Below are 24,473 nucleotides of genomic sequence, written 5' to 3'. Positions count from 1 at the left end.
TCCCACATTTGATGCGAAGCTCCTAACGGACCCTCCTGAGAGGTTGTGGCGTGCCTACACTGGATCAAAGTAAACCACCCTGGAAGGAACGACATGCGCGCTGTGTACGCCGAGCACTTCAACACCGAGGATCCGCTTGCGGGCCTGACAGTGGGAACTCAGCCTGAATCGGCTCCACGGTCCGGGCTTCGAAGGGTGCGGGTACGGGCTTCAGCCCTTAACCATCATGATCTCTTCTCCCTTCGCGGAATAGGGCTGAAAGAAGACTCCTTACCCATGATTCTGGGCTGCGATGCAGCGGGAGTGGACGACGACGGAAACGAAGTAATCGTTCATTCCGTCATATCAACGGACCAATGGCGGGGGGACGAAACTCTGGACCCGCGGCGGTCCCTCCTGTCTGAGTCTCTTCCTGGGACAATGGCCGATGTCGTGTGGGTGCCTGAGCGCAACCTGGTGCCCAAGCCCCCGGAACTGAGCTTCGAGGAAGCTGCTTGCCTGCCTACATCATGGTTGACGGCCTACCGGATGCTGTTCTCGGTAGCTCCGGCCGCGCCGGGTTCCACTGTCCTGGTGCAGGGCGCAGGAGGCGGCGTGGCGACGGCGCTGATTTCTCTTGCGAGCGCCAGTGGCTACAGGGTCTGGGTCACCAGCCGCAGCGCCGACAAGCAAAAGCTCGCTGTAGAGCTCGGGGCGTCACAAGTTTTCGACGACGGCGAACGGTTGCCAGAGCGTGTCGATGTTGTCTTCGATTCGGTGGGCGAGGCGACGTGGTCGCATTCTCTGAAATCGTTGCGGCCTGGTGGCGCGGTGGTTACGTGCGGAGCCACCAGTGGGCCAGCACCTTCAGCAGAGTTGAACCGTGTGTTCTTTCTGCAGCTGAAGGTGCTTGGTTCCACCATGGGCACGCGCCAAGAGCTTGGCAGACTTGCACAATTCCTGGTCGGGACAGGGGTCCGCCCGCGTATCGATTCAGTATGGCCGCTCGAGGACGCCCACGAGGGCTTCCGTCGAATGCTCGATGGCAGCGTCTTTGGCAAAGTAGTTTTCACTCACCAGGCGTAGCGCGGCGCTGTCTTCCTATCCCGGCTGAGGCATACCTAACCACGCGTACCATCCACGGTGAAGGACCAGCCAGGCTAGCAGCCCGTAGGCTGCCTGGCCAGGCCTGCCGCCGTTGGACGCCAGATCCGAGCGCCACTGCTCATGGTTAAGGAGCGGTGTAAATGTGTCCACATAAACGTGTTTTCGCCGGGTGGTCACATCGCCAAACGCTGCGGACAAATCTGCCAGACGTCGATTTCGTTCAGCATCGAGACCGGGAGGGGGGCCCACAACGAACACCTTGACATTCATTTGTGCAGCTCCGTCGAGGACGTTCGCTAGATTCAGGCGGCTCCTGGCGGTTGACAACTCGAGATCCAGATCGCGGTCCGACAGCCCGATGACGAGCCGGTTTTCACAGTCATCATCGAAGCGTCTGCCGGCTTCCTGCAGCCAGCGGTTGGCCAGAGCTTCTGTGCCTTCCCGCGGCGCGGGAAGGCTATACGCTTCCAGGGACGCATCTTCGGGACTGGTCCGGGCAAGGACACGGCCGAGCCAGCCGAGTGCTCGCGGATCACCATGACCGGCGAGCAATTCGTCTCCGACCGCAGCCACGCGGATTCTGCGCTCTTCCATCAGTTTCGCTCAAAGACGGATTTGACCAGAATGTCCTGTTCGACAGCGTGGCGCTTGGCGGAGCCGGTTGCGGTGGCCGCTGAAGCGGGCCGGGACAACAAGCGTACGTGCTTCTCAAGCTGCTGCGGGAGATGTAGTCCCATGAACGGCCACGGCCCCTGATTCGCTGGCTCATCCTGGGCCCAAACCACTTCTGCGTTCGGGTACTTGGCGACGATCGCCTTGATGTCGTCCAGTGGCAGCGGGTAGAGCTGTTCAACCCGGATGAGCGCTGTACGTGTGTCTTCCGTTTTTTGCCGGGCGGCGAGAAGATCGTAATACAGGCGACCGGATACCAGTACAATCCGGTCTACTGCGTCGGCGTCCAGTTCCTGTACATCTGGGATAACGGGTTGGAACGAACCTTCGGTGAAGTCTTCCACGGAGCAGGCTGCAGCCTTGAGCCTCAACAGTTGCTTCGGTGTGAAAACAATGAGCGGTTTACGCGGCCTGCTGTAAGCGTGGCGGCGAAGCAGATGGAAGTGGGAAGCAGCAGAGGTTGGATTGGCAACCACCATGTTGTCTTCCGCACACATCAGAAGGAAGCGCTCAATTCGTGCCGAGGAGTGATCAGGCCCTTGCCCTTCGTAACCGTGAGGCAACAGCAACACGAGTGAGGAACGCTGGCCCCACTTCTGCTCGGCAGAGGAGATGAATTCATCGATGATGGTTTGTGCGCCATTGACGAAATCACCGAACTGGGCCTCCCACAGCACCAGGACGTCCGGACGCTCGACGGAGTAACCGTATTCGAAGCCCATGGCTGCGAACTCGGAAAGCAGCGAGTCATAGATGAAGAACTTGGCCTGGTTATCGCTGAGTTCAGCCAACGGCGTCCACTCAGTCCCTGTCGCCCGGTCGTGGAAAACAGCGTGGCGCTGAGTGAATGTTCCGCGGCGTGTGTCCTGGCCCGCTAACCGAACCGGTACACCTTCCATGAGTAGGGAACCGAAGGCAGCCAGTTCGCCAAAGCCCCAGTCAATGTTGCCCTCACGGGACATCTGCTCGCGTTTCTCTAGCAATGCCTTGAGCTTGGTGTGAACGGTGAAGCCTTCAGGAACGTCCATATGGGCCTTGCCGATGTGGGCGAGGGTCTCAACGGTGATCGCGGTTGACGCGGGTGCGCCCGCTCCGTTGTCGTCCTGCTGGGCAAATGGCCTCTCGATATCTGAGACAGCGGCGTTGTCCTTGGTCACTACGGGTACCGGCGACGTTTGCGCTGCGTGCGTCTCTGCGAAAACCCGTTCCAGCCGCTCTTGGTAATCTCGCAGTGCCTGTGCGGCTTCATCCTCGCTAATGTCGCCGCGACCAATGAGCCCCTCTGTGTACAGCTTTCGTACGGAGCGCTTGGCATCAATGAGGTTGTACATCAGCGGTTGCGTCATCGAGGGATCGTCTCCCTCATTGTGGCCGCGACGGCGGTAGCAGATCATGTCGATGACAACGTCTTTGTTGAACTTCTGCCGGAACTGGTAGGCGAGCTGAGCAACCCGCACCACAGCTTCGGGGTCATCGCCATTTACATGGAAAATGGGTGCCTGTACCATCTTTGCCACGTCAGTCGAGTAGACCGTTGAACGATACGAGGTCGGTGCCGTGGTGAAACCCACCTGATTGTTCACAATGATGTGAACAGTACCGCCAGTGCGGTAGCCACGGAGCTGGGAAAGGTTCAGTGTCTCCGCGACGACGCCCTGACCCGCAAATGCCGCATCGCCATGGATCAGTATCGGTAGGACGGGATAGGCGCCCTCGCCCTGATTGAGCCGGTCCTGCTTGGCTCGCGCAATGCCCTCAAGTACTGAGTCGCCCGCCTCTAGGTGGGAAGGGTTTGCCGCCAGATAGACCTTGGTTTCGTTACCCTTGTCCGACGTGAACCGGCCTTCGGTACCGAGGTGATACTTGACGTCACCGGACCCCTGAACGCTTCGGGGGTCTTGTGTGCCTTCGAACTCGCGGAAGACCTGGGCATACGTCTTGCCGGCAATGTTGGTCAGCACGTTGAGTCGACCGCGGTGGGCCATACCGATCGTGACTTCATCCATGCCGTCGTCGGCAGCGTCCGAGATGACCGAATCAAGAAGAGGGATCAGTGATTCTCCGCCCTCCAGAGAGAACCGTTTCTGACCCACGAATTTGGTCTGCAGGAACGTCTCGAACGCCTCGGCAGAATTAAGTTTTTGCAGAATCCGAAGCTGTTCTTCACGGCTTGGCTTGGAATAGGGATGCTCCAGTTCACCCTGGAACCACCTGCGCTCCTCAGGATCCTGAATGTGCATGTACTCAATGCCAGTGGTGCGGCAGTACGCGTCCCGTAGTACGCCAAGCATGGTACGGAATGCGAGGTTAGATTTGCCACCGAAGCCACCCGTTGGCCATTCCCGGTCCAGGTCCCACAACGTCAGTCCGTGACTGCGAATGTCCAGGTCGGCGTGCTTACGCTGAACGTACTCGAGGGGGTTGGTGTCCGCCATCAGGTGACCGCGGACACGATATGCATGGATCAGCTGCTGGATGCGGGCAACCTTGTTGATCTGGTCTTGCGGATCCACCTGAATGTCTGCACTCCAGCGGACCGGCTCGTAAGGAATGCGCAGTGCTTCGAAAATGTCGTCGTAGAAATCCTGCTCTCCGAGGAGAAGCTGATGAACGATTCGAAGAAATTCGCCGCTGCCCGCACCCTGAATGACACGATGATCGTAGGTGGATGTCAGCGTGATTGTTTTGCTTATTCCCAGCCGGGCGAGCGTCTTGGGAGATGCGCCCTGGTATTCAGCGGGATATTCAAGAGCCCCCGCACCAATGATGCAGGCCTGCCCCTTGGAAAGGCGTGGAACCGAATGTACGGTTCCGATTCCACCGGGGTTCGTCAGCGAAATAGTGGTGCCGGAGTAGTCGTCTGCTCCGAGTTTGCCACCTCGCGCGCGCTTGACCAAGTCCTCATAGGCCTGCCAGAACTCCGAAAAGTTCATGGTCTCTGCCTTCTTGATGTTCGGCACCACAAGAATGCGTGATCCATCCGGTTTAGGCATGTCGATGGCGAGACCGAAGTTGACGTGCGCTGGTTGTACCGAGACCGGTTTTCCGTCGACGACATCGTAGATGACGTTCTGAGACGGGAATTGGGCCAACGCGCGAATGATGGCGTATCCGATCAAATGCGTGAAGGAGACTTTGCCGCCACGAGACCGCTGGAGATGGTTGTTGATAACCACACGATTATCAATCAACAGCTTGGCAGGAACAGCGCGGACGCTTGTGGCGGTGGGAACGCTGAGGCTTGCGTCCATGTTCGTGGCGATTGCTTTTGCGGGGCCTCTGAGCGGGGTGACCTTGTCTTCTTCGGTCACGGTGGCAGCCGAGGACTCAGGCAACTGTGCCGGGATGGGAGTTGGCTTTTTTTCGGCTGGCTGTTTGTCCTGGCTCTTCTCGCCAGATTTGCTCTGCACTTTTGAGGGGCTTGTAGCAGGAGCATTTTCGTTTGCATCGCTGCTTTGACCTGCCGGTGTTTCTTTTTTCACCGGTGGCTTCCCGGACGCTTGTGTCATAGCGGGGGACTCACCGGAGGACTTCGGCGCGTTTTTTTCGGAATTAACTACAGGAAGCTGACGCGTCGCGGGATGTGGGTTGGAGCCCTCATCAAGGGGGCGCGCAGTCTGTGCGTTTGACTGCGGTTGACTGTCTTCGCCGTAGGCGTCGAAGATACCCCACCACTTTTTGTCGACCGAGTTCTTGTCCTTCAGAAACTTTTGATAGAGCTCGTCGACGAGCCACTCGTTTCCGCCAAATTCCTCGGGTAGACGGTGGTCGGCTTGTTCTGGCACTGGTTATACGCCTCTTCCATGAGTTGCCTTCGCCCGTAGCGCCACGGGCTCGGCCTGAAGCGGCAGGGCGGATCCAACCGGTCAGGATCCAGCAGTGCCGCTGTTCGGGATCTTCCATCAGTCTAGTGACACTTGCTACAAAGTAGCCAATTCTGGGGACCGTGTTGGCGGCACTTGTCTCAGGACCTGTCCAACATCGTATTCCGCGGTTCCTGCCGGTAGAATCTTGCTTTTACCGACTCAGGAGCACGACTTTGCGCTTTATCAATGAGCCCACCACTGATCTGACCTACGCTGACGTCTTTTTGATCCCCTCTGCCTCCGAGATTTCCTCTCGGTTCGACGTCGACCTGGCGAGCGATGATGGTACGGGGACTACAATCCCTCTCGTCGTCGCGAACATGACGGCAGTCTCTGGACGTCGGATGGCCGAAACTATTGCCCGGCGCGGTGGCCTTGCCGTTCTGCCTCAGGACGTGCCATCAGAGGTCCTGTCCGAGGTCACTTCGTGGATCAAGAATTGCGACTCTGTGTTCGAAACACCTTTGCATCTGACACCGTTCAATACGGTTATCGACGCGCTGCACCTGATGCACAAGCGTTCCCACGGTGCTATTGCCGTGGTCGACAGTGAGCGGAAGCTACAGGGCGTGGTTCGTGCTGCCGATTGCGAAGGTGTGGACCGTTTTGCGTCCCTCGAAACAGTCATGCGCCGTAATCCGCTGACATTCCAACGGTCGGATTTCGCTACCGCACGGGAGAACGCGTTGCGTTCGGCTTTTGATCAGTTCGAGAATGCCGGCGTGTCCTATGCCCCCGTTGTGGGAGAGAACGGTCTACTCGTTGGTGCGCTGACCCGCAAAGGTGCGCTGAGATCCACGATCTACACCCCGGTCACGGACACTGGCGGCCAGCTTAAAGTTGCAGCTGCGGTGGGGATCAATGGAGACGTTACCGGCAAGGCACAGAGTCTTCTCAACGCGGGCGTCGATGTGCTTGTCGTTGATACTGCGCATGGTCATCAGCGGAAGATGCTCGATGCACTTGCTGCGGTCAAGTCGCTGAATCCCGCCGTGCCGGTGGTGGCGGGCAACGTGGTGAGCCCTGCAGGTGTCCGCGATCTGGTAGCGGCGGGGGCTGACATCGTGAAGGTGGGCGTGGGCCCCGGTGCCATGTGTACCACCCGGATGATGACGGCGGTTGGACGTCCGCAGTTCACCGCAGTTAAGGATTGCGCACACATGGCCAAGGAGCTTGGAGCCAGCATCTGGGCCGACGGCGGGGTCCGCCATCCGCGCGATGTGGCGCTGGCACTGGCTGCGGGTGCAAGCCAGGTGATGATCGGGTCTTGGTTTGCTGGGACGTACGAAAGCCCGGGTGACCTGCAGGTAGATAGTGCAGGTAGGCAGTACAAGGAGAGTTTTGGCATGGCATCGGCACGGGCGGTGCAGCATCGGACGCAGTCGGAAGGGGCTTTCGAACGTGCCCGCAAGGGATTGTTTGAAGAGGGCATTTCGACGTCTCGGATGTACCTAGACCCCGCGCGCCCCGGGGTGGAGGACCTTCTTGACCTGATCACGGCAGGAATCCGGAGCTCGATGACCTACGCAGGTGCAGCGACTTTGGCAGAATTTCGAGAACGGTCAATTGTCGGTATTCAGTCGGCAGCCGGCTACGAGGAAGGCCGCCCCGTACCGCAGAGTTGGTAAGGCACTATGCCAACACAGTACTTGCTGTAAACTAAGCGGACCATGGACAGCTTTTCTAGGGGCCGGCCAGTGACCTGTATACCAGCGTCACCCAGCGTCGGCAGCCCCAGCCACCGCGCCCTTCGTTCACCCTCTGAGCCATCGGAGCCTTCTAGACCCGGCTTGCCTCAAGTCCCAGATGAAGTCTGGGCCGCGGCACCAAGGTCGGTGGCCCTGTAGATGGAATGGTTACTCCTCGGCGGCGGGTTGCTGCTGATCCTCGGGACCGGTTTTTTTGTGGCCGTCGAGTTCTCGCTCGTCGCTCTTGACCAAACCACCGTGCAGAGAGCAGTAGACAATGGTGATCGCAAGGCCGAGCCACTCCTGAGATGCCTCAAATCTTTATCCACCCAGCTCTCCAGTTGTCAGGTCGGAATCACGCTGACCACTCTGCTGACCGGCTACGTCATGGATCCAGCCATTTCGCGGTTGCTCGCTCCGGTTCTTGACAGGTCTGGGTTGGCGGAAAACTGGCAGGGCATCATAGCCTTTTCCGTTTCTATTGTTCTGGCAACCCTTTTGTCCATGCTGATTGGCGAACTGATACCTAAGAACATGTCCATTGCGCTTCCGTTTCGCATCGGGAGGGCGCTGGCCCGGCCACAATTGATCTTCACAGCTGTGTTCCGTCCCGCTGTTACGCTACTCAATGGTTTTTCCAATAAGGTGCTGAATATCTTTGGTCTCGAGGCCAAAGAAGAGATATCTGGTGCGCGGACACCTGCCGAACTCTCGTCAATGGTTCGCCGTTCAGCCAAAATGGGCACGCTGGATGTGGGCACAGCGAATTTTGTTTCACGGACCCTAAACTTTTCCGAGCGCATCGCAGCCGACGTCATGACGCCGCGAATCAGGCTTGAAACCATCGATGCGGATCAGAGCGTGGCGGACGTCGTCGAAGCCGCGCGACGTACGGGGTATTCGAGGTTCCCTATCATCGGAGACTCACCCGATGACATTCGGGGAGTGGTTCACGTCAAGAAGGCGGTGTCGGTTCCGCGGGAGAAGCGGGCAGGGGTTGCGGCTGGAGCGATTATGACCGAAGTGCTGCGTGTGCCCGAAACGGTTCATCTGGACTCCCTGCTTTCCGAGCTCAGGGAGGGGAATCTCCAATTGGCCGTCGTGCTGGACGAGTACGGTGGCACTGCGGGTGTTGCGACGCTGGAGGACCTGGTCGAGGAGATCGTGGGCGAGGTTTCGGACGAACACGACCGCGTCAAACCTGGGGTACTACAAAGTGCCTCCGGGGATTGGTATTTCCCGGGCATCATGCGACCCGATGAGGTCAGCGAGCTTGTCCCGCAGCTGACCGTACCCGATGAGGCTGGCTACGAGACCGTAGGCGGGTTCATGATGTGCGAGTTGGGTCGTATCGCCGAGGCGGGGGACATTGTAGCCATTCCTGACGGGAATCTCGAGGTGGAGCGGATGGACGGACGTCGCATCGATCGGATCCGGTTCGTGGCCACAACAGAGTCGGCAGCAATTGGGGATGGTCCCGGGCACGTGGATTCCGACAGGGGAGCGAATCATGAGTGATTGGACAGGTATCCTCTGGCTGTTCGTCCTCCTGCTGGGCAATGCGTTTTTCGTCGGTGCCGAGTTTGCTGTCATGTCGGCCAGAAGAAGCCAGATCGAGCCGCTGGCAGAAGCAGGGTCAAAGCGAGCAAAAACTGCCCTGTGGGCGATGGAACATGTTTCGTTGATGCTGGCCTGTGCCCAATTGGGAATCACCGTCTGCTCCCTGTTGATCCTCATCGTTGCCGAGCCCGCGATTCATCACCTGCTTCTGGTGCCCTTCACCGCCATCGGTATTCCCGAACCCATCGCCGGAACCGCTGCATTTGCGGTGGCACTGCTTCTGGTGACGTTTTTGCACGTCACGTTCGGGGAGATGGTACCGAAAAACATTTCTGTATCCGTGGCAGACAAAGCAGCGCTGTTTCTTGCTACTCCTCTGGTGCTGATTTCCAGGGCCGTGAAACCAGTCATTGTGAGCCTGAACTGGGTTGCAAACCACGCGTTGCGCGCCATGGGCATCCAACCCAAGGACGAGGTTTCCTCAACATTTACCCTCGAGGAAATGCAATCTATCGTTCAGGAATCAACGAGGCATGGTCTTGTGGCCGATGAGTCTGGGATCATCCACGGAGCGCTCGAGTTCTCGGGGCAGACGGCGCGAAGCACTATGGTCCCGCTCGATGAGCTGGTCACACTGGGCACCGATTCAACCCCGGCGGACTTTGAGCGTGCCGTGAGCCGCACCGGATTCTCGCGATTCGTGCTCGTTGATGGAGAAGGACGCCTCACAGGATATATGCATCTGAAGGACATCATGTCCATCCCACAGGAGCAGTTTTATCAGCCCTTCACGGAAACAACGGTCCGCTCCCTGGCGAACTTGGCGCTGGATGACGAGATAGAGGATGGGATGGCAGTGATGCAGCGCACAGGGTCTCACCTTGCGCGTGTACTGGGAGCCGATGGCGCTACTCAGGGCGTGCTATTCCTGGAAGACGTCATCGAGCAGCTGATCGGTGAAATTCATGATGTTACGCAGTCTCAGGGACTACGACGTATAGACGGATGACTCTAGAGACTAAGCGTTATGCGAATGGTTCGCATTAGCGCTAAGCTGGTGAGGTAGTCCCCACCTGCTGTCGAATGATTGAAGGCCGATGCGTATTTCATCTGGATTCCGTTTCCTCACCTGCCTTGCTGGAGCGGGTCTTGCACTCAGCGCTTGCGGCGCTCCTTCCGGGGAGGCAGGAAATTCAGAATCGGAGGACTCACTCGCCGTCGTCGCCTCCACCGATGTTTACGGGAGCATTGCACGTCAGATCGGAGGAGACCGGGTAAGGGTCTCCTCCATCATTTCCGGGCCCACTCAAGACCCGCACTCCTATGAGGCGACAGTACGGGACAAACTTGCGGTCTCCGAGGCGGACGTTGTCGTGCTCAATGGCGGCGGGTATGACGGTTTTATGGAGAAACTGACCGATAGCGTCGAGATGCCGGCGGATCGCGTCATCTCGGCCGTTGACGTTTCGGGGTTGAACCATGAAGCCGGTGAAGATGCTCATGGCGGTGAGGAGCCGCAGCAGGAGGAGGATCACCATGACCATGGAACCGTCAATGAACACGTCTGGTATGACTTGCACTCCATGACGCTGTTGGTCGCCGAAATCGCGCGAGTCTTGGGTGAAGCCGACCCCGGTGGAGCCGTTGAGTTTGATCGAAATGCTGAGAACGTCACGTCTTCCCTGAACGCACTCGAGGAAGATCTGGTCGCGCTTGCTCAGAAAACGGACGGGGCCTCCATTGCGGTAACTGAACCCGTTCCGCTCTACCTGTTGGAGGACGCTGGCTTTGAAAACCTCACGCCCGCGGACTATACCGAGGCCTTGGAGGAGGGAACGGATGTGTCCATCGTCGCGATGAGAAACATGGAACAGCTAGTCTCAGAGAAGGACATTTCATTCCTCGCCTATAACCAGCAGACGGAGAGTCAGCAGACCGAAGCTGTCCGGGATGTCGCTGAAAAAGCCGGAGTTCCTGTAGTGAACTTTACCGAAACGCTTCCGGAGGACCAGGAATACGTGGAATGGATGGAGCAGAACGTGGAAGCGGTGACGCATGCCGTTGGAAAGTGATATTCGGACGGCAGCTGTTGAACTGACTGACGCCGGACTCAATTTCGGTATGAGGAAACTCTGGTCGGATCTCAGCGTCCGTGTCCGCCCTGGTGAGTTCTTGGCGGTTCTGGGTCCAAACGGTTCTGGCAAAACAACTTTCCTGAAAGTATTGCTCGGTCTCCAGCAACTCTCCTCCGGTACGGCTGCTGTCAGCGGACGTGCCGTGAGCCGGGGCAACCGTCATATCGGTTATATACCCCAACAGAAGTCGTTTCCCACAGATACGCCACTGCGGGCGAGAGACCTCGTGGGGCTGGGGCTGGACGGTCACCGCTGGGGTTTCCGCTTGGGAGGGCGCGAGCACAGGCGCAGGGTGGATGAGCTGCTCAACACCGTCGGCGCGGGTGAATACGCGAACGCTCCCGTGGGGGAGCTATCCGGTGGCGAACAGCAGCGGTTACGGGCAGCGCAGGCGCTGGCAATGGACCCCGACGTGCTCTTGTGCGATGAACCGTTACTTTCTCTGGATCTCCATCATCAGCAGGCCGTGAGCGCGCTGATCAACCGGCAGCGGCTCGAACGCGGTGCCGCTGTAGTCTTCGTGACCCATGAGATCAACCCCATCATCGACTACGTGGATCGGGTGTTGTACTTTGCGGGCGGCCAGTTCTGCATAGGTACTCCGCAGGAAGTCATGACCACTGAAGTTCTCTCCGACCTCTACCAGAGCCATGTCGAAGTCATTCATAGTAACGGTCGAATCATTGTGGTTGGGCTCCCGGACGTCACTACCCATGATCACCATGAAGGCGAGACCCTGTGAGGTCGTTGTTGGACTCCGGAGACATACTGCATTCTATTTTTAATTTCGATGACTACGCACAATTGCTGCCACTGGTGCAGAATTCGCTCTGGGCAGGCCTCATCCTCGGTCTCGTCGGCGGCCTCGTTGGCACCTTCGTGATGATGCGGGACTTAGCATTCGCGGTTCATGGCATTGCTGAATTGTCTTTCGCCGGGGCCGCGTTCGCCCTGCTCATAGGCGTGAATGTAGTCATGGGATCCTTGATCGGATCCGTGATAGCGGCTCTGATCCTGGCCTTCATGGGACTGCGGGCGCGGGACCGCAACTCGATCATCGGGGTCGTCATGCCGTTTGGCCTTGGCCTCGGCATCTTATTCCTGGCGCTCTACGAGGGGCGGTCGGCTAACAAATTTGGGTTGCTGACAGGACAGATAGTGGCGGTCGACACCGTCCAACTCAATCTGCTCGCAAGTTGCGCCGCCGTCGTCGTCGTTGCGCTGGCCGTAATATGGCGACCGCTGACTTTTGCCAGCGTGGATCCTGACCAGGCCGAAGCCCGCGGTGTTCCCGTCCGCGGGCTGTCGTTACTCTTCATGTTTGTGCTGGGACTGTCTGTTGCCCTGTCCATTCAGGTTGTTGGAGCGCTTCTTGTGCTGGCACTGCTCATCACGCCAGCTGCCGCGGCCCTGCGGGTCACGTCCTCGCCATTGGTGGTGGTCATACTGAGCGTCGCCTTTGCCACGACGTCCGTGGTGGGCGGGACGCTTCTAGCGCTCGGGGGACGGATACCGATCAGTCCCTACGTGACCACTGTGTCATTTTTAATCTATGTAATCTGTCGCTTGATCAGCTGGCGGCGGAGCATTCACGGCACCACCCGAAAATCTCTACAGTATGCGCAACCTGCGTAAACCCATGTTCATCGGCAATACCTAAAGCCCACTGTTCGAACGCTGGAGCCTCAATCTCCACTGCCTTGCCACAGTTCCGGCACAACAGGTGATGATGATGGTGTTCAATGGCGCACCGGCGGTACACGGCCTCACCATCACCGCTGCGTAGCACGTCTACGAGCTGATCATCTGACATTGACTGCAGAATGCGATACACGGTGGCTAGGGATACTGACTCTCCGCGCTCATGCATGAGCCGGTACAACTCTTGGGCGCTCACGAAGTCCTTCAGACTGTCCAGTGTTCTGCTGACGGCGAGCCGCTGCTTTGTCATCCGGGGTTCGGGTGTCTTTGCTGGCTGGGGTGGGTCCTTGGCAGCCGGATCGTTCTGGATGGGAGCCTCCTGGGGCGGGAATCGGGGGTTACCTCAGATTATCAGCCGGAACTTGCCGTTTCCCGGGCAGGAGTACGCTTGCAACATGTTGATGACAAAGCATGGTCATTCCTGCGTCCGTCTGGAGAAGGACGGAATCGTTTTGGTCCTTGATCCAGGCACACTCTCTCGGGTCCCCGAGGCGCTCGAGGGTGCAAACGCAATACTTGTCACTCATGAGCATCCAGATCATATTGATCAGGAGACCGTCCTGGCATTCATGGCCAGCAACCCGGCTCTTGAGCTCTACGCACCAGGCGGCGTCGCTGCTCGGCTTGCGGATGCAGCCCCCGGAATAGAATCTCGGATCCACCATCTGGACGCTGGTCAGTCTGCGGAACTGGTTGGTTTTCAGGTTCGTGCTGTTGGCGGACAGCACGCATTGATCCACCCGCGGATACCGGTGGTGGCCAATCTGGGCTATGTGATCGATGAAACTCTGTATCATCCCGGAGATTCCTTCATCGTGCCCGAGAACGCGGCCATCCAGACGCTGCTGGTACCACTGCACGCTCCGTGGTCCAAGACCGCCGAAGTCATCGACTTTGTCATTGCCGTTGGACCGGAGAGGGCATATCCCATTCATGATGCATTGCTCAATGATGCGGGCAGAGCTCTCGTGGAGAACCTTTTGCGGTCAATCAGCGCTGCCCATGGGACAACGTTTGAAAGCCTGACGGCCGGAGAAAACGTTAACGTGTGATGTTCACGCAATCGCGGAGTCGTCCCACGTTCCCGTTGCAAAGAACTGTTCGATGACGCGTGCGCAAGGCCCTGGCGTCAGGTTCTGAGACGCGAGCCATTCGTCGTTGTAGTACGTGCAGGCGTAGCGATCCCCGTCGTCGCACATCAGGGATACGACGCTGCCCTGGCGTCCCTCGGCGATCATTTCTGCAATGAGTTGCCACACACCCCAGAGGTTGGTCCCGGTTGATGGTCCGGCACGAAACCCGGTCAGTGTCAGCAAGTGCTGCATCGCGGCAACGGATCCTGCATCGGGTACCTGGATCATGTGGTCGATGACGTCCGGCACAAAACTGGGTTCCAGACGCGGCCGTCCAATTCCCTCAATCCGGGATGGTTTCCCAATTGGTGTGGCGGAGCGGTCAGCCCACCCCGGGTAGAACGCGGAATTTTCAGGGTCGACGACGGCGAGAGCCGTGTGGTGGCGGTGATAGCGCAGGTAGCGGCCGATGGTGGCGCTGGTTCCGCCCGTACCTGCCCCGACCACGACCCACTCGGGTATGGGATGCGCTTCCAACGCCAACTGCTCAAAAATGGATTCTGCAATGTTGTTGTTGCCTCGCCAGTCAGTGGCCCGTTCGGCGTAGGTGAATTGGTCCATGTAGTGTCCGCCGCTGTTCTTCGCCAGTTCCTCAGCTGTGGCGTAGACCTCTGAGGCATGGTCAACGAAGTGGCACGAGCCGCCGAATTGCTCAATGAGGGCTATCTTCTCCGGGCTGGTGGTACGGGTCATGACGGCGACGAATGGCAGGTCCAGAAGCTGAGCAAAGTAGGCCTCAGAAACAGCTGTGGAGCCACTGGATGCTTCAACAATGGTGGTGCCTGCAGAGATCCAACCGTTGACCAGGCCAAAAAGGAACAGCGAGCGTGCCAGTCGATGCTTCAGGCTGCCCGTTCGATGCGTTGATTCGTCTTTGAGGAACAACTCGATGCCCCAGTGCTCGGGCAACGGAACGGCATGCAGATGGGTGTCTGCGGAGCGGTTGTTTTCGGTTTCAATCCGTCGAATGGCCTCTGCGGCCCAGCGGCGGCCAGTGAGGTCTTTAAGGCTGTTCACTTACTCAGCCTACAAGTGCTCCAGCCAAGACTGCGTCTGCACCCTAGAGGACTCCTGAACGCGCGTTGGCGCACAGCGTTGCGATGTGGTGGACTTGCGTGGTAAAGACCGAATGTGTATTCGGTCACAGTCAACAAGGAGATTCTGTGAAGACCCTCATGGATGTACAGACGCTGCAGGACCGGATGAACTCCGGCGTGCACACCGTTGTACTTGATGTCCGCTGGAGCCTGGGTGACCCCCACGGCCGCGAACACTACGTTGAAGCCCATATTCCCGGTGCAGTTTATGTGGATCTGGCGGGCGAGCTTTCCTCGACTCCCTCATCTACTGAGGGGCGACATCCATTGCCGAACCTGGATGAGCTGGAAGAGTCCGCACGGCAGTGGGGAATCAGCAACGGCGACGTCGTCGTTGCCTACGACGATTGCGGGGGCCTTTCAGCCGCACGCCTGTGGTGGCTGCTGCGTCATGCGGGCCTGACTGAAGTCTACCTGCTCGACGGCGGCCTGACCGCTTGGCAGAATGCTGGTCTGGTTGCCGAGGGTGGCGAAGAGCAGCATTGCCTGGGCACAGTGACACTCAGCGCCGGCGCTATGTCCGTAACTGATATCGACGCTGTCCCGAATTTTGCCTGCGACGGGGTGCTCCTTGATGCTCGGGCTGCAGAACGGTACCGGGGTGAAGTTGAGCCGGTGGATGCCAGAGCGGGGCACATACCCGGCGCTGTTTCTGCCCCGACGTCGGAGAATCTTGCACCGAACCAGACGTTCCGGTCCGCCACTGAGCTCCGACGACGTTTTGAAGCACTGGGCGTGACGGAGAGTGCTGACATTGCGGTGTACTGCGGCTCAGGCGTCACCGCTGCGCATGAGGTTGCTGCTCTGGAAATCGCCGGATTCAAGGCCGCCCTATACCCAGGATCTTGGTCGCAGTGGTCCGCCAGAGTGGACCTACCCGTGGAAACCTCTCCAGGGACGACGACCTATTCGCGAAGCGCTTAAGGAGCAAGAGTGAGTACTCTTTTCACCCAGATCATTAATGGAGAGATCCCCGGCCGCTTTGTCTGGAAAGACGACGACGTCGTCGCGTTTCTGACCATCGCGCCACTGGCACCAGGTCACACTCTGGTGGTTCCACGCGATGAGATCAGCGCGTGGACAGACGCAGGCCCGGGGGTCATGGAACATCTGATGGAGGTCGCGAAAGCCATCGGCAATGTTCAGGTGGGCTCCTTTGGCGTTAAACGTGCGGGACTCGTCATTGCCGGTTTTGAAGTGGATCATCTCCATCTCCATGTTTTTCCGGCCAATTCGATGGTGGACTTCGACTTCACGAGGGTGGATCAGAACCCCGATCCACAATCTATGGACGAGGCAGCCGAGACACTTCGGAAAGGTCTTCGGGAGGCCGGTCACGAGCAGTCAGTACCCGAATAACCCGCTGTCACAGTGCGCTGGTCAGAGCATTCCGGATTCGTTTTTCGGACACTGAGTAGGCGGTTCCCAGGTCCTGGGCAAAGAAGCTGATACGCAGTTCTTCGATCATCCACCGAACGCTGAGGAGTGACACGGGCGTCCGTCCACCTGGCTTGAGGGCGGACACGGCGTCGTCGTACTCGTCTTCGAGCTTCTGCACGATGACCATGGACTGAGCGTCTCTAGCGACCATGGTGGGAAGCTTTTCAAGCCGCCTCTCCATGCCGCGAAGGTATCGGGGCAGCTGACTCAACTGGGCGTAGCCTGTCCTGGCCACGAATCCGGGGTAGACCAGCTGCTCAAGTTGGCTCTGCACGTCGTTGAGGGCAGTGATCAGGGACAAGCTCGAGGAGCTCTTGATGCTTCGCGACACATCGCGGGCCACGGACAGAGATTCTTCCACCAGCTTGGTGATCACGAAAACAGTATCAATGAGTTCCGCACGTACGTGCTCGTACAACTTCTCGAAATCGGCATCCGTCCACGGCAGTGATGGGGGGACAATCTTGTCGATGGCAGCCAGCGTACAGTCGTCGATGAGTGAGGAAATGCTTCCGTGGGGGTTTTGGCTGAACGTCAGTTTCTCTTTGTTGCTCAGATGATCCATGACGTACCGGGCGGGCGAGGGCACCTTCAGGGACAGTAAACGGATGACGCCTCCGCGCATGGCGGTCTGTTGCTCCTGCGCAGTCTGAAACACCCGCAGTGCAACATCTTGCCCCTCGTCCACGAGCGCAGGGTAGCCGGTCACGGTGTGTCCGCCCACGAGCCGTTCCACCTGCGTTTCAATGGTATGGCCCGGCCAGGAAGTCAGACCGGTCTGCTCTGCAACACCGGGAGTATGTGTGAGTTCCTTCGTCTTACCAGAGGACCGCCCCGGTCTCGAGCTTTTCCTGACCGTGGAAGGAGTGGCGCCCAGTGACTCGGCTATCGCACGGCGCGTTGCCGGTGCGAGTTCATCCTGAAGGGCCGCTAGGTCCATGCTCTCGCCCAGAACGCCACCCTCGTCATCGACAACCTGGAAAGACATGCGCAAGTGCACCGGCACGGAGTCCCAGTTCCACGACGCTGGAGGAATGATGTGGCCCTTCAGCCGGCGTAGGACCAGCTCCAACGATGGTTCCAGCGGGTCCACACCGGGGGAGAAATCGGTTTCGAGCATCGCCGTCGCCGTCCGTGCCACATCGGGGGCCGGAATAAAGTTCTTTCGGACCTGCTTCGGCAATGACTTGATCAGAGCGGTGATGAGCTCCGCGCGAAGCCCAGGGATCTGCCATCGAAACGGTTCGGCGTCGAGCTGATTGAGGAACAGGACCGGGACGCTGACGGTGACGCCATCAGAAGGGCTGTTGCCGGCCGGCGAGAACTCGTAACTCAAGGGGAGGCTGAACCCGGTCTGTTCCCAGGTCCGCGGGAATGACTCCTCGTCGAGACCGACAGCCTGCTCGCTGAGTAGTGCCTCCGTTGTGAGGTCAAGCAGATTCGGATCATCGCGACGGGCTTGCTTCCACCATTGGTCAAAGTGGCGTTCGGAAACAACTTTCTGCCCGATTCGCTGATCATAGAAGTCGAAAAGCGCCTCGTCATCCACGCGCAGATCGCGGCGACGCATCCGACTTTCGAGCTCATCCACTTCCTCTAGAAGAGAACGGTTGCGGGAAAAGAACTTGTGGTGTGTCTTCCAATCTCCCTCCACCAGTGCATGGCGGATGAACATTTCCCGGCTCAGTTCCGGATCGATCCGCCCATAATTGATCCTGCGCTGGGCAACAATGGGTACGCCGTACAGCAGCACCTTTTCGTAAGCCATCACCGAGCCCGTTGCACGCGACCAGTGCGGCTCGCTATAACTCCTCTTGACCAGGTGCGGCGCGATATCCTCTGCCCACAACGGGTCAAACTTTGCTGCAACGCGTGCCCAGAGCCGCGAGGTCTCCACGAGCTCAGCGGCCATGACCCAGTCGGGACTCTTCTTGAAAAGAGAGGATCCGGGAAAAATGGCGAACCGGGTGCCACGGGCCCCAGCGTATTCGCGTTTTCGCTGGTCATAGAGTCCAATATGGCTCAGCAGCCCCGCCAGCAGACTCGTGTGAACTGCCTGGTCACGACCCACGGGGTCTACTGGGCCTGGCTCCAGCGTGATCCCCATAGGTTTCGCGATCTGTCTCAACTGGGCGAAGAGGTCCTGCCACTCCCGGATACGGAGGTAGTTCAGGAAGTCAGTGCGGCACATTTTCCGGAACTGTGTGGACGAAAGGTCTTTCTGTTGTTGCTGAAGGTAATTCCATAGATTGAGGAAACCGGTGAAGTCAGAATTCTCATCGACGAAGCGTTTATGCTTTTCCGTCGCCTGCTGAAGCCTGGAACCGTCGTCCTTCTGCGGGCGCTCACGGGGATCCTGAATGGTCAGAGCAGCAGCGAGCACCATGACTTCACGCACGCAGCCGCGCTTGTCCGCTTCCACGATCATTCGCCCAAGCCGGGGGTCCACAGGCAGCTGGGACAACTGGCGTCCCACCGTCGAGATGCTGCCGTCGCTCTGCAGCGCACCGAGTTCACGAAGCAGGGACACACCGTCGTTGATGGCCTTTGACTCCGGCGGCTCCACAAACGGAAAGTTCGCTACATCCTTTGGGCCCTGTGCAACGCCCATGGCAGTCATCTGTAGGATGACCGAAGCAAGGTTGGTTCGCAGGATTTCAGGGTCCGTGAAATCCCGGCGAGCTCCGAAGTCCTCCTCGGAGTAGAGACGAATGGCGATGCCGTCACTGACGCGTCCGCATCGGCCGGAGCGCTGGTTGGCTGAGGCCTGCGAAACCCGCTCGATCGGCAACCGCTGAACCTTCGTGCGGTGCGAATACCGCGAAATACGTGCGGTTCCGGTATCAATCACATATTTGATCCCGGGTACTGTCAGGGATGTCTCCGCGACGTTCGTTGCCAACACGATTCGGCGAGTGGATCCGCGGCTGAACACCTTGTGCTGCTCAGCCAGTGAAAGGCGGGCAAAAAGTGGCAGAATTTCGGTGCCGGCCAAACGGCGGTTGTGCTGGACCAGATGGCGAAGGGCATCAGCCGCGTCGCGGATTTCGCGCTCGCCGGAGAAGAACACCAATATGTCGCCCGGTGGCTCCTTCACGAGTTCGAGGACGGCGTCGCATACGGCGTCGAGCGGGTCTCTGTCCTCCTCGAGTTCGTCCTGGTCCGCGTCGTCGGACTGCCCTGGAAGCTGATTCAGTGGGCGATAACGGATGTCCACAGGGTAGGTGCGTCCGGAGACTTCGATGACAGGTGCACGTTCCGGCTGGGCCAACGCCTCATCTGCAGCGAAATGGCCTGCGAAGCGTTCGGTATCGATGGTCGCCGACGTGATGATGACCTTTAGGTCAGGCCGGCGGGGAAGGATGCGTTTTAGGTAGCCCAGGATGAAGTCGATGTTCAGACTGCGTTCGTGGGCCTCATCGATGATGAGGGTGCTGTATTTCTTCAGGAGCGGGTCGCGACGAATTTCGGCCAGTAGTATGCCGTCCGTCATGAGTTTGATCTTGGTCTGTGGCCCCGTTTCGCCGGTGAATCGGACCTGGAAACCAACTTCTTGCCCGAGCTCGACGTCGAGTTCGGAGGCAATACGTTCGGCAACGGAGCGGGCAGCCAACCGTCGCGGTTGCGTGTGACCGATCAGTCCGTGATCCGCTAGCCCCAGTTCCAGGCACATTTTGGGAATCTGAGTGGTCTTTCCGGAGCCCGTTTCTCCGGCGATGATGGTGACCTGGTTCGAGGCAATCGTCGTCATGATGTCGGTCCTGCGCGCGGACACGGGCAGGTCCGGCGGATAGGTAATCTTCACAGCCATAATTCTTCCCATTCTAATGCCCGCTCTGGTCCGGTTGTTGCTTGGCTACCTTCGCGCATATGCTCTGGCAAGCCAGAGCGCCAGGACGCACAGTGCCAGACCACCGAGGGCGACGACGATGACCGGACCCTGCGTACGTCCTGCCAGGAGCGCGACGGCGGCGAGGGCCTGAGGCAGCGCTTGTATGGGGATGTTCTTGACAGCCATGATCTTCAGCGCTTCGACGGGTATCACGGTTCCGTGCGGAACGGCGCTCAGCAAGGCCATAGCAAGGAAAAGCGTGTGCAGACCGGCCACATAGAGGAACAGCGCCGGCGATCCTGGCGGTACTACCACCATGTAACTGACAGCAAGGGTCAGGAGCATCGTCAAGGTTGCCGCTGCGCCGGCGAAGTAGACGGCGAGCGCAAAAACCGCAGCGGGGACCAGCGCCCATGGTGTGGAAAGCCATAGGGGAAGCCCCAGTATCAGTGCGAGGAGGAAAGCGCTGATACGGAGCGTCACATCGCTGACGGCACTGCTTGTCTCGGTCCGCGCCCGGGGGAGAGGTTCTCGGCTTGTGCGGGTGTTCATCTGGTCCTCCACGTTGTTGAGCCGTGGGCCTTCGCGATGTTCTTTCGCAGCATGGCCAGGCCGGTGACCAGGTCAAGTTGTCCGGGTATCGAATCCGGGCCGGGGTCAGCTGATACGGCGCCGGTAGAACTGTTTTCGCCCCTGTTCCCGAGAACAGTTATGCCCGCGAGGTGAAGTTCCCGGATAGAGATGGTGCGTTGGAGCAGACTCAGTCTGACGGCTGTCTGTTCGTGCCGGTCCGCGGTGGTGTGTCTCAAATGGGGCAGCGTGTCGATCCCGATAACGCGATGGCCGAGGCGGTGCCACCGCAGCATCTGGTCAGCCGGATCGTCATCCATGAAGGGCGAGAAGACGATGACCAGGGATGCGGAGGGTATCTGTTGTTCGCGCTTTGTTCTTTCGCTGCGGGGGCGTGCTGTGTACTGCGCCAGGCGTGCCCTCAGGAGGTCCAGTTGACGCCGTCCGGCGAGCGCCCGCAGCGGTTTCGTCAGGCCGGAGAGCTCTGAGAGCCCTACGCGGTCACCGTGAGCGAGGTAGGAGGCGGCCACGGCAGTCGCCCCGGACCGTGCCAGGTGGAGGGACGACGGTTCTGTCAGCGGACCGCTCGTTCCCCCGAACCAGTGGTCGGTTTCCATGGGGTACTCGGCAGCGGTGTCCACCACTAGAGTGAGGATGGCCTCGGACTCGGCGTGGGCGCCGCGAACAATGAGTTGATGACGATCATCGGCTTGTCTCGCCGTGGCGCGCCAGTCAATTCGGCGCAGGTCATCACCCGGCGCGAACGGGTACAGGCCCCTGAATTCGGTGCCGGTGCCGGGGAGTCGCGAGGTGTGCGCGCCGGTCCGTCCCGTAAGCCGTGGGGGCAACGGAAGGGATCCGAGCAGTGACACGCGCGGCAGGACAGTCTGAGTGAGGGGGACTCCGGCCTGTGGCTGCTGCGTGGTGAGCCCCAGGGGACAGAGGTCGGAGTAGGTGTACGTCAGGATGGTTGATCGTCCGGACAGCGGCCTGTCTGCCACGACCACGGGAGGCTTTGCCGAATCTGGGATCAGGAGTCCAGTGGGACGCGTTCCGGGAACGGCGACAGTCACGACGCCGATGGTCCCGGACCAGGGTGAATGAAAGTGGACGTGTGCCTGCTGACCCTCAGGTGAGGCGTTGTTGATCTCGGGTTCAATGCGTGTGGACAGCGAAAGGTTTTGGAGCCCGGCCACGGCCAGCAGGATAAAGGGTGCCGCGAGCACGGCCACGTCGGGCCGGCCGGAAACGGTACCCACCAGCAGGCAGACAAGCCCGGTGATGACGGCGGTTCCCCACGAGCCATTCAGCCGTCTTGGTCCCGGTTCAGCTGCCATCCGCCGCTGCCGTTGTCGGGGTCTGGACCGTCGTCAGAATATCCCGGACCACATTTTCAGACCGTACGCCGCGTGCCCACGATGTGGGGGTCAGGGTCAGCCGGTGTGCGAGAACGGGGACTGCCACTGCCTTGATGTCCTCCGGAAGGACATAATCCCGTCCATCAATGGCGGCCAGCGCGCGTCCCATCAGGACGAGTGCCTGCGATCCTCGGGGAGACGCTCCGGCGTCGAGGCCAGTATGCTCTCTGGTTGCTGCGGTCAGGCGGACGGCATAGTCGATGATGTCCCGGTTGACGCCGGTCGCCTCGACGGATTGCTGCATGGCAAGCAACTGTCCGGGCTCGATGATTCTGCGTACGTGGCTCGCTTCTTCGCCGCGGAAAAGTCGGCGCGAGATGATTTCCGTTTCTGCCGCGGTGTCCGGATAGCCGATGGCCAGCCGGATCAGGAACCGGTCCAGCTGGGCTTCGGGCAGGGGATAGGTGCCTTCAAACTCGATGGGGTTCGCTGTAGCGAATACGTGAAATGGTGCTTCGAGGGCGAGGGTTCGGCCTTCCACCGACACCTGGCGTTCGGCCATCGCCTCGAGTAGGGCCGATTGTGTCTTGGGGGAGGTGCGGTTGATTTCGTCAGCGAGGAACAGGCCGGTGAAGACGGGGCCGGGACGGAAATCGAATGTTCGCGTGGAGGGGTCAAAGATGGAGGACCCAGTGATATCAGAGGGCAGAAGGTCTGGGGTGCATTGCAGCCTGTCGAAGTGTAGTCCTAGCGTCTGCGCCATCGACTTTGCGGCTAGCGTCTTGCCGAGGCCGGGCATGTCCTCGAACAAGACGTGCCCGCCGGCCAGGACAGCCGCGAGTGCCAACCTGAGCGGCTGGCGCATATCCACCACAACGTTCGCGAGCTCGGTGAGGACGGCGTCACTTTGCTGCGCAACGACGTCGATGCTTGTGTTTTCGTGGTCTCTCATGTGAGCTCCGGTTCTGTGGCTGGCTGTAGCGGATGTTCCGCTGAAAGGTATGCCTCGAGTTCTCTCACGGCTGCCGGCACGGTGCCTCTGGGCAGATCCGTCTCCTGGATACGCCGGTCCAGCAGGGCGGTCAGTGAGCTACCCAGACCATCCGGAATGTCGTCGTCGGCCGGGTGGAAGCCGTCCTGTCTGAGGGTGCGGTCTGCGAGTTTGACAAGCAGTAGCCGCGCACGGTTGCCTGTCCGTCCGCCGTTGGCTGAGAGTGAGAACGCAAGCGCCTGCACCTCATCCAGACCGCGGGGTGTCCTGACTCTTTCCGGTTCGAGCCTACCGGGGTCGCCGGACAGAGAATCCAGCAGGACGTACGCGACCCCCGCCATGAACGCCGCGAGCGTGATCGCGATGGCGTGACGCACGTCAAGGCCCAGGTAGTGTGACGAGCCGTAGGCGGCCGCGGCGAGAAGCGTACAGGCAACCCAGTTACGCGTTTTCATGTCTGCTCTGTCTGTCCATGAACGTGCGGACGGCCGCGGTGACCCCGTTCAGGGCCTCCCGTACGGCGTTGAGCTCGGCAGCGGAGACCTCACGACCGCGGGCTGAGGCCGCAAACCGTACGCGTTCATAGGTGGTCATCAACGTGGCCGTGTCTGTTGGTGCGGCGTCGAATCTCTCGAGAATGCCGGCCGTATATTCCGACGGCGTTTCGTGGGGTTTGCGGGATCTGCCGGCGTGACTTGTCGCGGCTTCCAGCTGTAGCCAGCACGCGATGACTGCGTCCGCGGAATCGGTGGGTCCGCTAAGGACTTCAGTGGCCCTGGACAGGTGCGCTCGAATCACCGATTCTGTTTCACCGGGGATGGGGTCCAGTTCCACGACGGCATCGCTCTCGTTCCCCGGTTCTTGTTCCGGCCGGCGAAGGCGCTTGAGGATGGTGATGAGCATGTAGGTCGCGACCGTAATCAGAACGATGACGGCGGCGATGGTTGCGTAGACAAGTTCCGGTCCGGGATCTGGTGCCTGCTCTGGTTCCGCGACGGGTTCTGGCGGTGGAGTCGCTGCAATCACAGGGTCCGGAATTAAGCGTTCGGGGAGGACAAGGTCCATGCGCGGGTCCGCGCTCAGCGGACCCAACGAGCCCGCGCCAAGGATGACGAGTAGGAGAAGAGCGGCAGTCCACCAGATTGACGGGCGCTGGAGCAGGCTTCCGGCGTTGCTGGTGCCCACAAATCTGCCTCTCCGTCAGCCGATTGGTCTAAACAACATACCAACAGTCGTGATGAACAGCACAGGGAGACTGTGTTTACTTCGGTGCCCTCGATAGGATTCGAACCTACGACCTTCTGCTCCGGAGGCAGACGCTCTATCCCCTGAGCTACGAAGGCA

The 24,473-nt window shown here is 59.5% G+C and carries 20 protein-coding genes and 1 tRNA gene; 10 read left to right on the top strand and 11 right to left on the bottom strand.

The window, feature by feature from the left end:
- Positions 1 to 93 precede the first annotated feature (93 nt).
- Positions 94 to 1,065 carry a zinc-binding dehydrogenase gene (locus JOE65_RS11345; protein ID WP_205163299.1) on the top strand — a complete coding sequence of 324 codons (972 nt, stop codon included), beginning with the start codon at positions 94 to 96 and terminating at the stop codon, positions 1,063 to 1,065.
- Between the two features lie 15 nt (positions 1,066 to 1,080).
- On the opposite strand, the gene JOE65_RS11340 is transcribed toward JOE65_RS11345, so the two are convergent.
- Complete coding sequence (locus JOE65_RS11340) at positions 1,081 to 1,680, bottom strand: GDSL-type esterase/lipase family protein (RefSeq protein WP_205163298.1); 600 nt, start codon at positions 1,678 to 1,680, stop codon at positions 1,081 to 1,083.
- The gene (locus tag JOE65_RS11335) at positions 1,680 to 5,543 is read right to left on the bottom strand and encodes a multifunctional oxoglutarate decarboxylase/oxoglutarate dehydrogenase thiamine pyrophosphate-binding subunit/dihydrolipoyllysine-residue succinyltransferase subunit (RefSeq protein ID WP_205163297.1); all 3,864 of its coding nucleotides are present in this window, start codon (positions 5,541 to 5,543) and stop codon (positions 1,680 to 1,682) included. Before JOE65_RS11335 ends, JOE65_RS11340 begins: the two co-directional genes overlap by 1 nt.
- 254 nt (positions 5,544 to 5,797) lie before the next feature.
- Between JOE65_RS11335 and guaB1 the strand changes: the two genes are divergently transcribed.
- The 6 genes from guaB1 to JOE65_RS11305 all read left to right on the top strand — a co-directional run bounded on the left by guaB1 (position 5,798) and on the right by JOE65_RS11305 (position 12,642).
- Positions 5,798 to 7,252 carry a GMP reductase gene (gene guaB1 / locus JOE65_RS11330; RefSeq protein ID WP_205163296.1) on the top strand — a complete coding sequence of 485 codons (1,455 nt, stop codon included), beginning with the start codon at positions 5,798 to 5,800 and terminating at the stop codon, positions 7,250 to 7,252.
- A gap of 219 nt (positions 7,253 to 7,471) precedes the next feature.
- On the top strand, positions 7,472 to 8,830 hold the full coding sequence (locus JOE65_RS11325) for a hemolysin family protein (protein WP_205163295.1): 1,359 nt from the start codon (positions 7,472 to 7,474) through the stop codon (positions 8,828 to 8,830).
- Positions 8,823 to 9,881: a hemolysin family protein gene (locus tag JOE65_RS11320; RefSeq protein WP_205163294.1), complete on the top strand. Its 1,059-nt coding sequence runs from the start codon at positions 8,823 to 8,825 to the stop codon at positions 9,879 to 9,881. Before JOE65_RS11325 ends, JOE65_RS11320 begins: the two co-directional genes overlap by 8 nt.
- Before the next feature lie 88 nt (positions 9,882 to 9,969).
- Positions 9,970 to 10,944 (top strand): metal ABC transporter solute-binding protein, Zn/Mn family, encoded by a 975-nt coding sequence (locus tag JOE65_RS11315; protein WP_205163293.1) that lies wholly within the window; start codon positions 9,970 to 9,972, stop codon positions 10,942 to 10,944.
- Positions 10,928 to 11,749, top strand: a complete 822-nt coding sequence (locus JOE65_RS11310; RefSeq protein WP_205163292.1) for a metal ABC transporter ATP-binding protein — start codon at positions 10,928 to 10,930, stop codon at positions 11,747 to 11,749. Before JOE65_RS11315 ends, JOE65_RS11310 begins: the two co-directional genes overlap by 17 nt.
- An 8-nt stretch (positions 11,750 to 11,757) precedes the next feature.
- The gene (locus JOE65_RS11305; protein ID WP_205164173.1) at positions 11,758 to 12,642 is read left to right on the top strand and encodes a metal ABC transporter permease; all 885 of its coding nucleotides are present in this window, start codon (positions 11,758 to 11,760) and stop codon (positions 12,640 to 12,642) included.
- On the opposite strand, the gene JOE65_RS11300 is transcribed toward JOE65_RS11305, so the two are convergent.
- Positions 12,578 to 12,958 (bottom strand): Fur family transcriptional regulator, encoded by a 381-nt coding sequence (locus tag JOE65_RS11300; RefSeq protein WP_205163291.1) that lies wholly within the window; start codon positions 12,956 to 12,958, stop codon positions 12,578 to 12,580. The two genes, JOE65_RS11305 and JOE65_RS11300, sit on opposite strands and share 65 nt — an antisense overlap.
- Before the next feature lie 145 nt (positions 12,959 to 13,103).
- On the opposite strand from JOE65_RS11300, the gene JOE65_RS11295 reads away from it, so the two are divergent.
- Positions 13,104 to 13,760 carry an MBL fold metallo-hydrolase gene (locus JOE65_RS11295; RefSeq protein ID WP_205163290.1) on the top strand — a complete coding sequence of 219 codons (657 nt, stop codon included), beginning with the start codon at positions 13,104 to 13,106 and terminating at the stop codon, positions 13,758 to 13,760.
- 3 nt (positions 13,761 to 13,763) lie between these two features.
- Here the strand turns inward: JOE65_RS11295 and cds1 are convergent, their stop codons facing one another.
- A complete protein-coding gene (cds1, locus tag JOE65_RS11290; protein WP_205163289.1) occupies positions 13,764 to 14,858 on the bottom strand; it encodes an L-cysteine desulfhydrase Cds1 in 1,095 nt (364 codons plus the stop codon).
- Between the two features lie 146 nt (positions 14,859 to 15,004).
- On the opposite strand from cds1, the gene JOE65_RS11285 reads away from it, so the two are divergent.
- Together JOE65_RS11285 and JOE65_RS11280 are read left to right on the top strand one after the other, a co-directional pair.
- Entirely contained in the window at positions 15,005 to 15,862 is an 858-nt protein-coding gene (locus JOE65_RS11285; RefSeq protein ID WP_205163288.1) for a rhodanese-like domain-containing protein, read from the top strand.
- Positions 15,863 to 15,871: 9 nt separating this feature from the next.
- Entirely contained in the window at positions 15,872 to 16,297 is a 426-nt protein-coding gene (locus JOE65_RS11280) for an HIT domain-containing protein (RefSeq protein ID WP_205163287.1), read from the top strand.
- A gap of 7 nt (positions 16,298 to 16,304) precedes the next feature.
- Here the strand turns inward: JOE65_RS11280 and hrpA are convergent, their stop codons facing one another.
- From hrpA to JOE65_RS11245, 7 genes are all read right to left on the bottom strand, one after another.
- A complete protein-coding gene (gene hrpA / locus JOE65_RS11275) occupies positions 16,305 to 20,189 on the bottom strand; it encodes an ATP-dependent RNA helicase HrpA (protein WP_205163286.1) in 3,885 nt (1,294 codons plus the stop codon).
- Between the two features lie 45 nt (positions 20,190 to 20,234).
- Positions 20,235 to 20,762, bottom strand: a complete 528-nt coding sequence (locus JOE65_RS11270; RefSeq protein WP_205163285.1) for a hypothetical protein — start codon at positions 20,760 to 20,762, stop codon at positions 20,235 to 20,237.
- Positions 20,759 to 22,117, bottom strand: coding sequence for a DUF58 domain-containing protein (locus JOE65_RS11265; RefSeq protein ID WP_205163284.1), 1,359 nt, complete (start codon positions 22,115 to 22,117; stop codon positions 20,759 to 20,761). The genes JOE65_RS11270 and JOE65_RS11265 overlap by 4 nt, the downstream gene beginning before the upstream one ends.
- A complete protein-coding gene (locus tag JOE65_RS11260; RefSeq protein WP_205163283.1) occupies positions 22,107 to 23,090 on the bottom strand; it encodes an AAA family ATPase in 984 nt (327 codons plus the stop codon). The genes JOE65_RS11265 and JOE65_RS11260 overlap by 11 nt, the downstream gene beginning before the upstream one ends.
- Positions 23,087 to 23,584 carry a hypothetical protein gene (locus JOE65_RS11255; RefSeq protein WP_205163282.1) on the bottom strand — a complete coding sequence of 166 codons (498 nt, stop codon included), beginning with the start codon at positions 23,582 to 23,584 and terminating at the stop codon, positions 23,087 to 23,089. The genes JOE65_RS11260 and JOE65_RS11255 overlap by 4 nt, the downstream gene beginning before the upstream one ends.
- Entirely contained in the window at positions 23,571 to 24,314 is a 744-nt protein-coding gene (locus JOE65_RS15520; protein WP_205163281.1) for a DUF4129 domain-containing protein, read from the bottom strand. Before JOE65_RS15520 ends, JOE65_RS11255 begins: the two co-directional genes overlap by 14 nt.
- A gap of 85 nt (positions 24,315 to 24,399) precedes the next feature.
- A tRNA-Arg gene (locus JOE65_RS11245) sits at positions 24,400 to 24,472 on the bottom strand.
- Between the last annotated feature and the right edge of the window lies 1 nt (position 24,473).

Origin of the sequence: Arthrobacter roseus (assembly GCF_016907875.1) — a bacterium.
GTDB lineage: Bacteria > Actinomycetota > Actinomycetes > Actinomycetales > Micrococcaceae > Arthrobacter_J > Arthrobacter_J roseus.
Note: the sequence above shows the minus strand (reverse complement) of the source record. Positions and strands in the feature narration are given on the sequence as shown.

Coding starts and splice junctions, on each gene's coding strand:
- JOE65_RS11325 (WP_205163295.1), top strand. CDS start 7,472: ATGGAATGGTTACTCCTCGGCGGCGGGTTGCTGCTGATCCTCGGGACC.
- JOE65_RS11260 (WP_205163283.1), bottom strand. CDS start 23,090: ATGAGAGACCACGAAAACACAAGCATCGACGTCGTTGCGCAGCAAAGT.
- JOE65_RS11300 (WP_205163291.1), bottom strand. CDS start 12,958: ATGACAAAGCAGCGGCTCGCCGTCAGCAGAACACTGGACAGTCTGAAG.
- JOE65_RS11295 (WP_205163290.1), top strand. CDS start 13,104: ATGTTGATGACAAAGCATGGTCATTCCTGCGTCCGTCTGGAGAAGGAC.
- JOE65_RS11265 (WP_205163284.1), bottom strand. CDS start 22,117: ATGGCAGCTGAACCGGGACCAAGACGGCTGAATGGCTCGTGGGGAACC.
- JOE65_RS11315 (WP_205163293.1), top strand. CDS start 9,970: ATGCGTATTTCATCTGGATTCCGTTTCCTCACCTGCCTTGCTGGAGCG.
- JOE65_RS11270 (WP_205163285.1), bottom strand. CDS start 20,762: ATGAACACCCGCACAAGCCGAGAACCTCTCCCCCGGGCGCGGACCGAG.
- JOE65_RS11255 (WP_205163282.1), bottom strand. CDS start 23,584: ATGAAAACGCGTAACTGGGTTGCCTGTACGCTTCTCGCCGCGGCCGCC.
- hrpA (WP_205163286.1), bottom strand. CDS start 20,189: ATGGCTGTGAAGATTACCTATCCGCCGGACCTGCCCGTGTCCGCGCGC.
- JOE65_RS11320 (WP_205163294.1), top strand. CDS start 8,823: ATGAGTGATTGGACAGGTATCCTCTGGCTGTTCGTCCTCCTGCTGGGC.
- JOE65_RS11340 (WP_205163298.1), bottom strand. CDS start 1,680: ATGGAAGAGCGCAGAATCCGCGTGGCTGCGGTCGGAGACGAATTGCTC.
- JOE65_RS11310 (WP_205163292.1), top strand. CDS start 10,928: ATGCCGTTGGAAAGTGATATTCGGACGGCAGCTGTTGAACTGACTGAC.
- JOE65_RS11345 (WP_205163299.1), top strand. CDS start 94: ATGCGCGCTGTGTACGCCGAGCACTTCAACACCGAGGATCCGCTTGCG.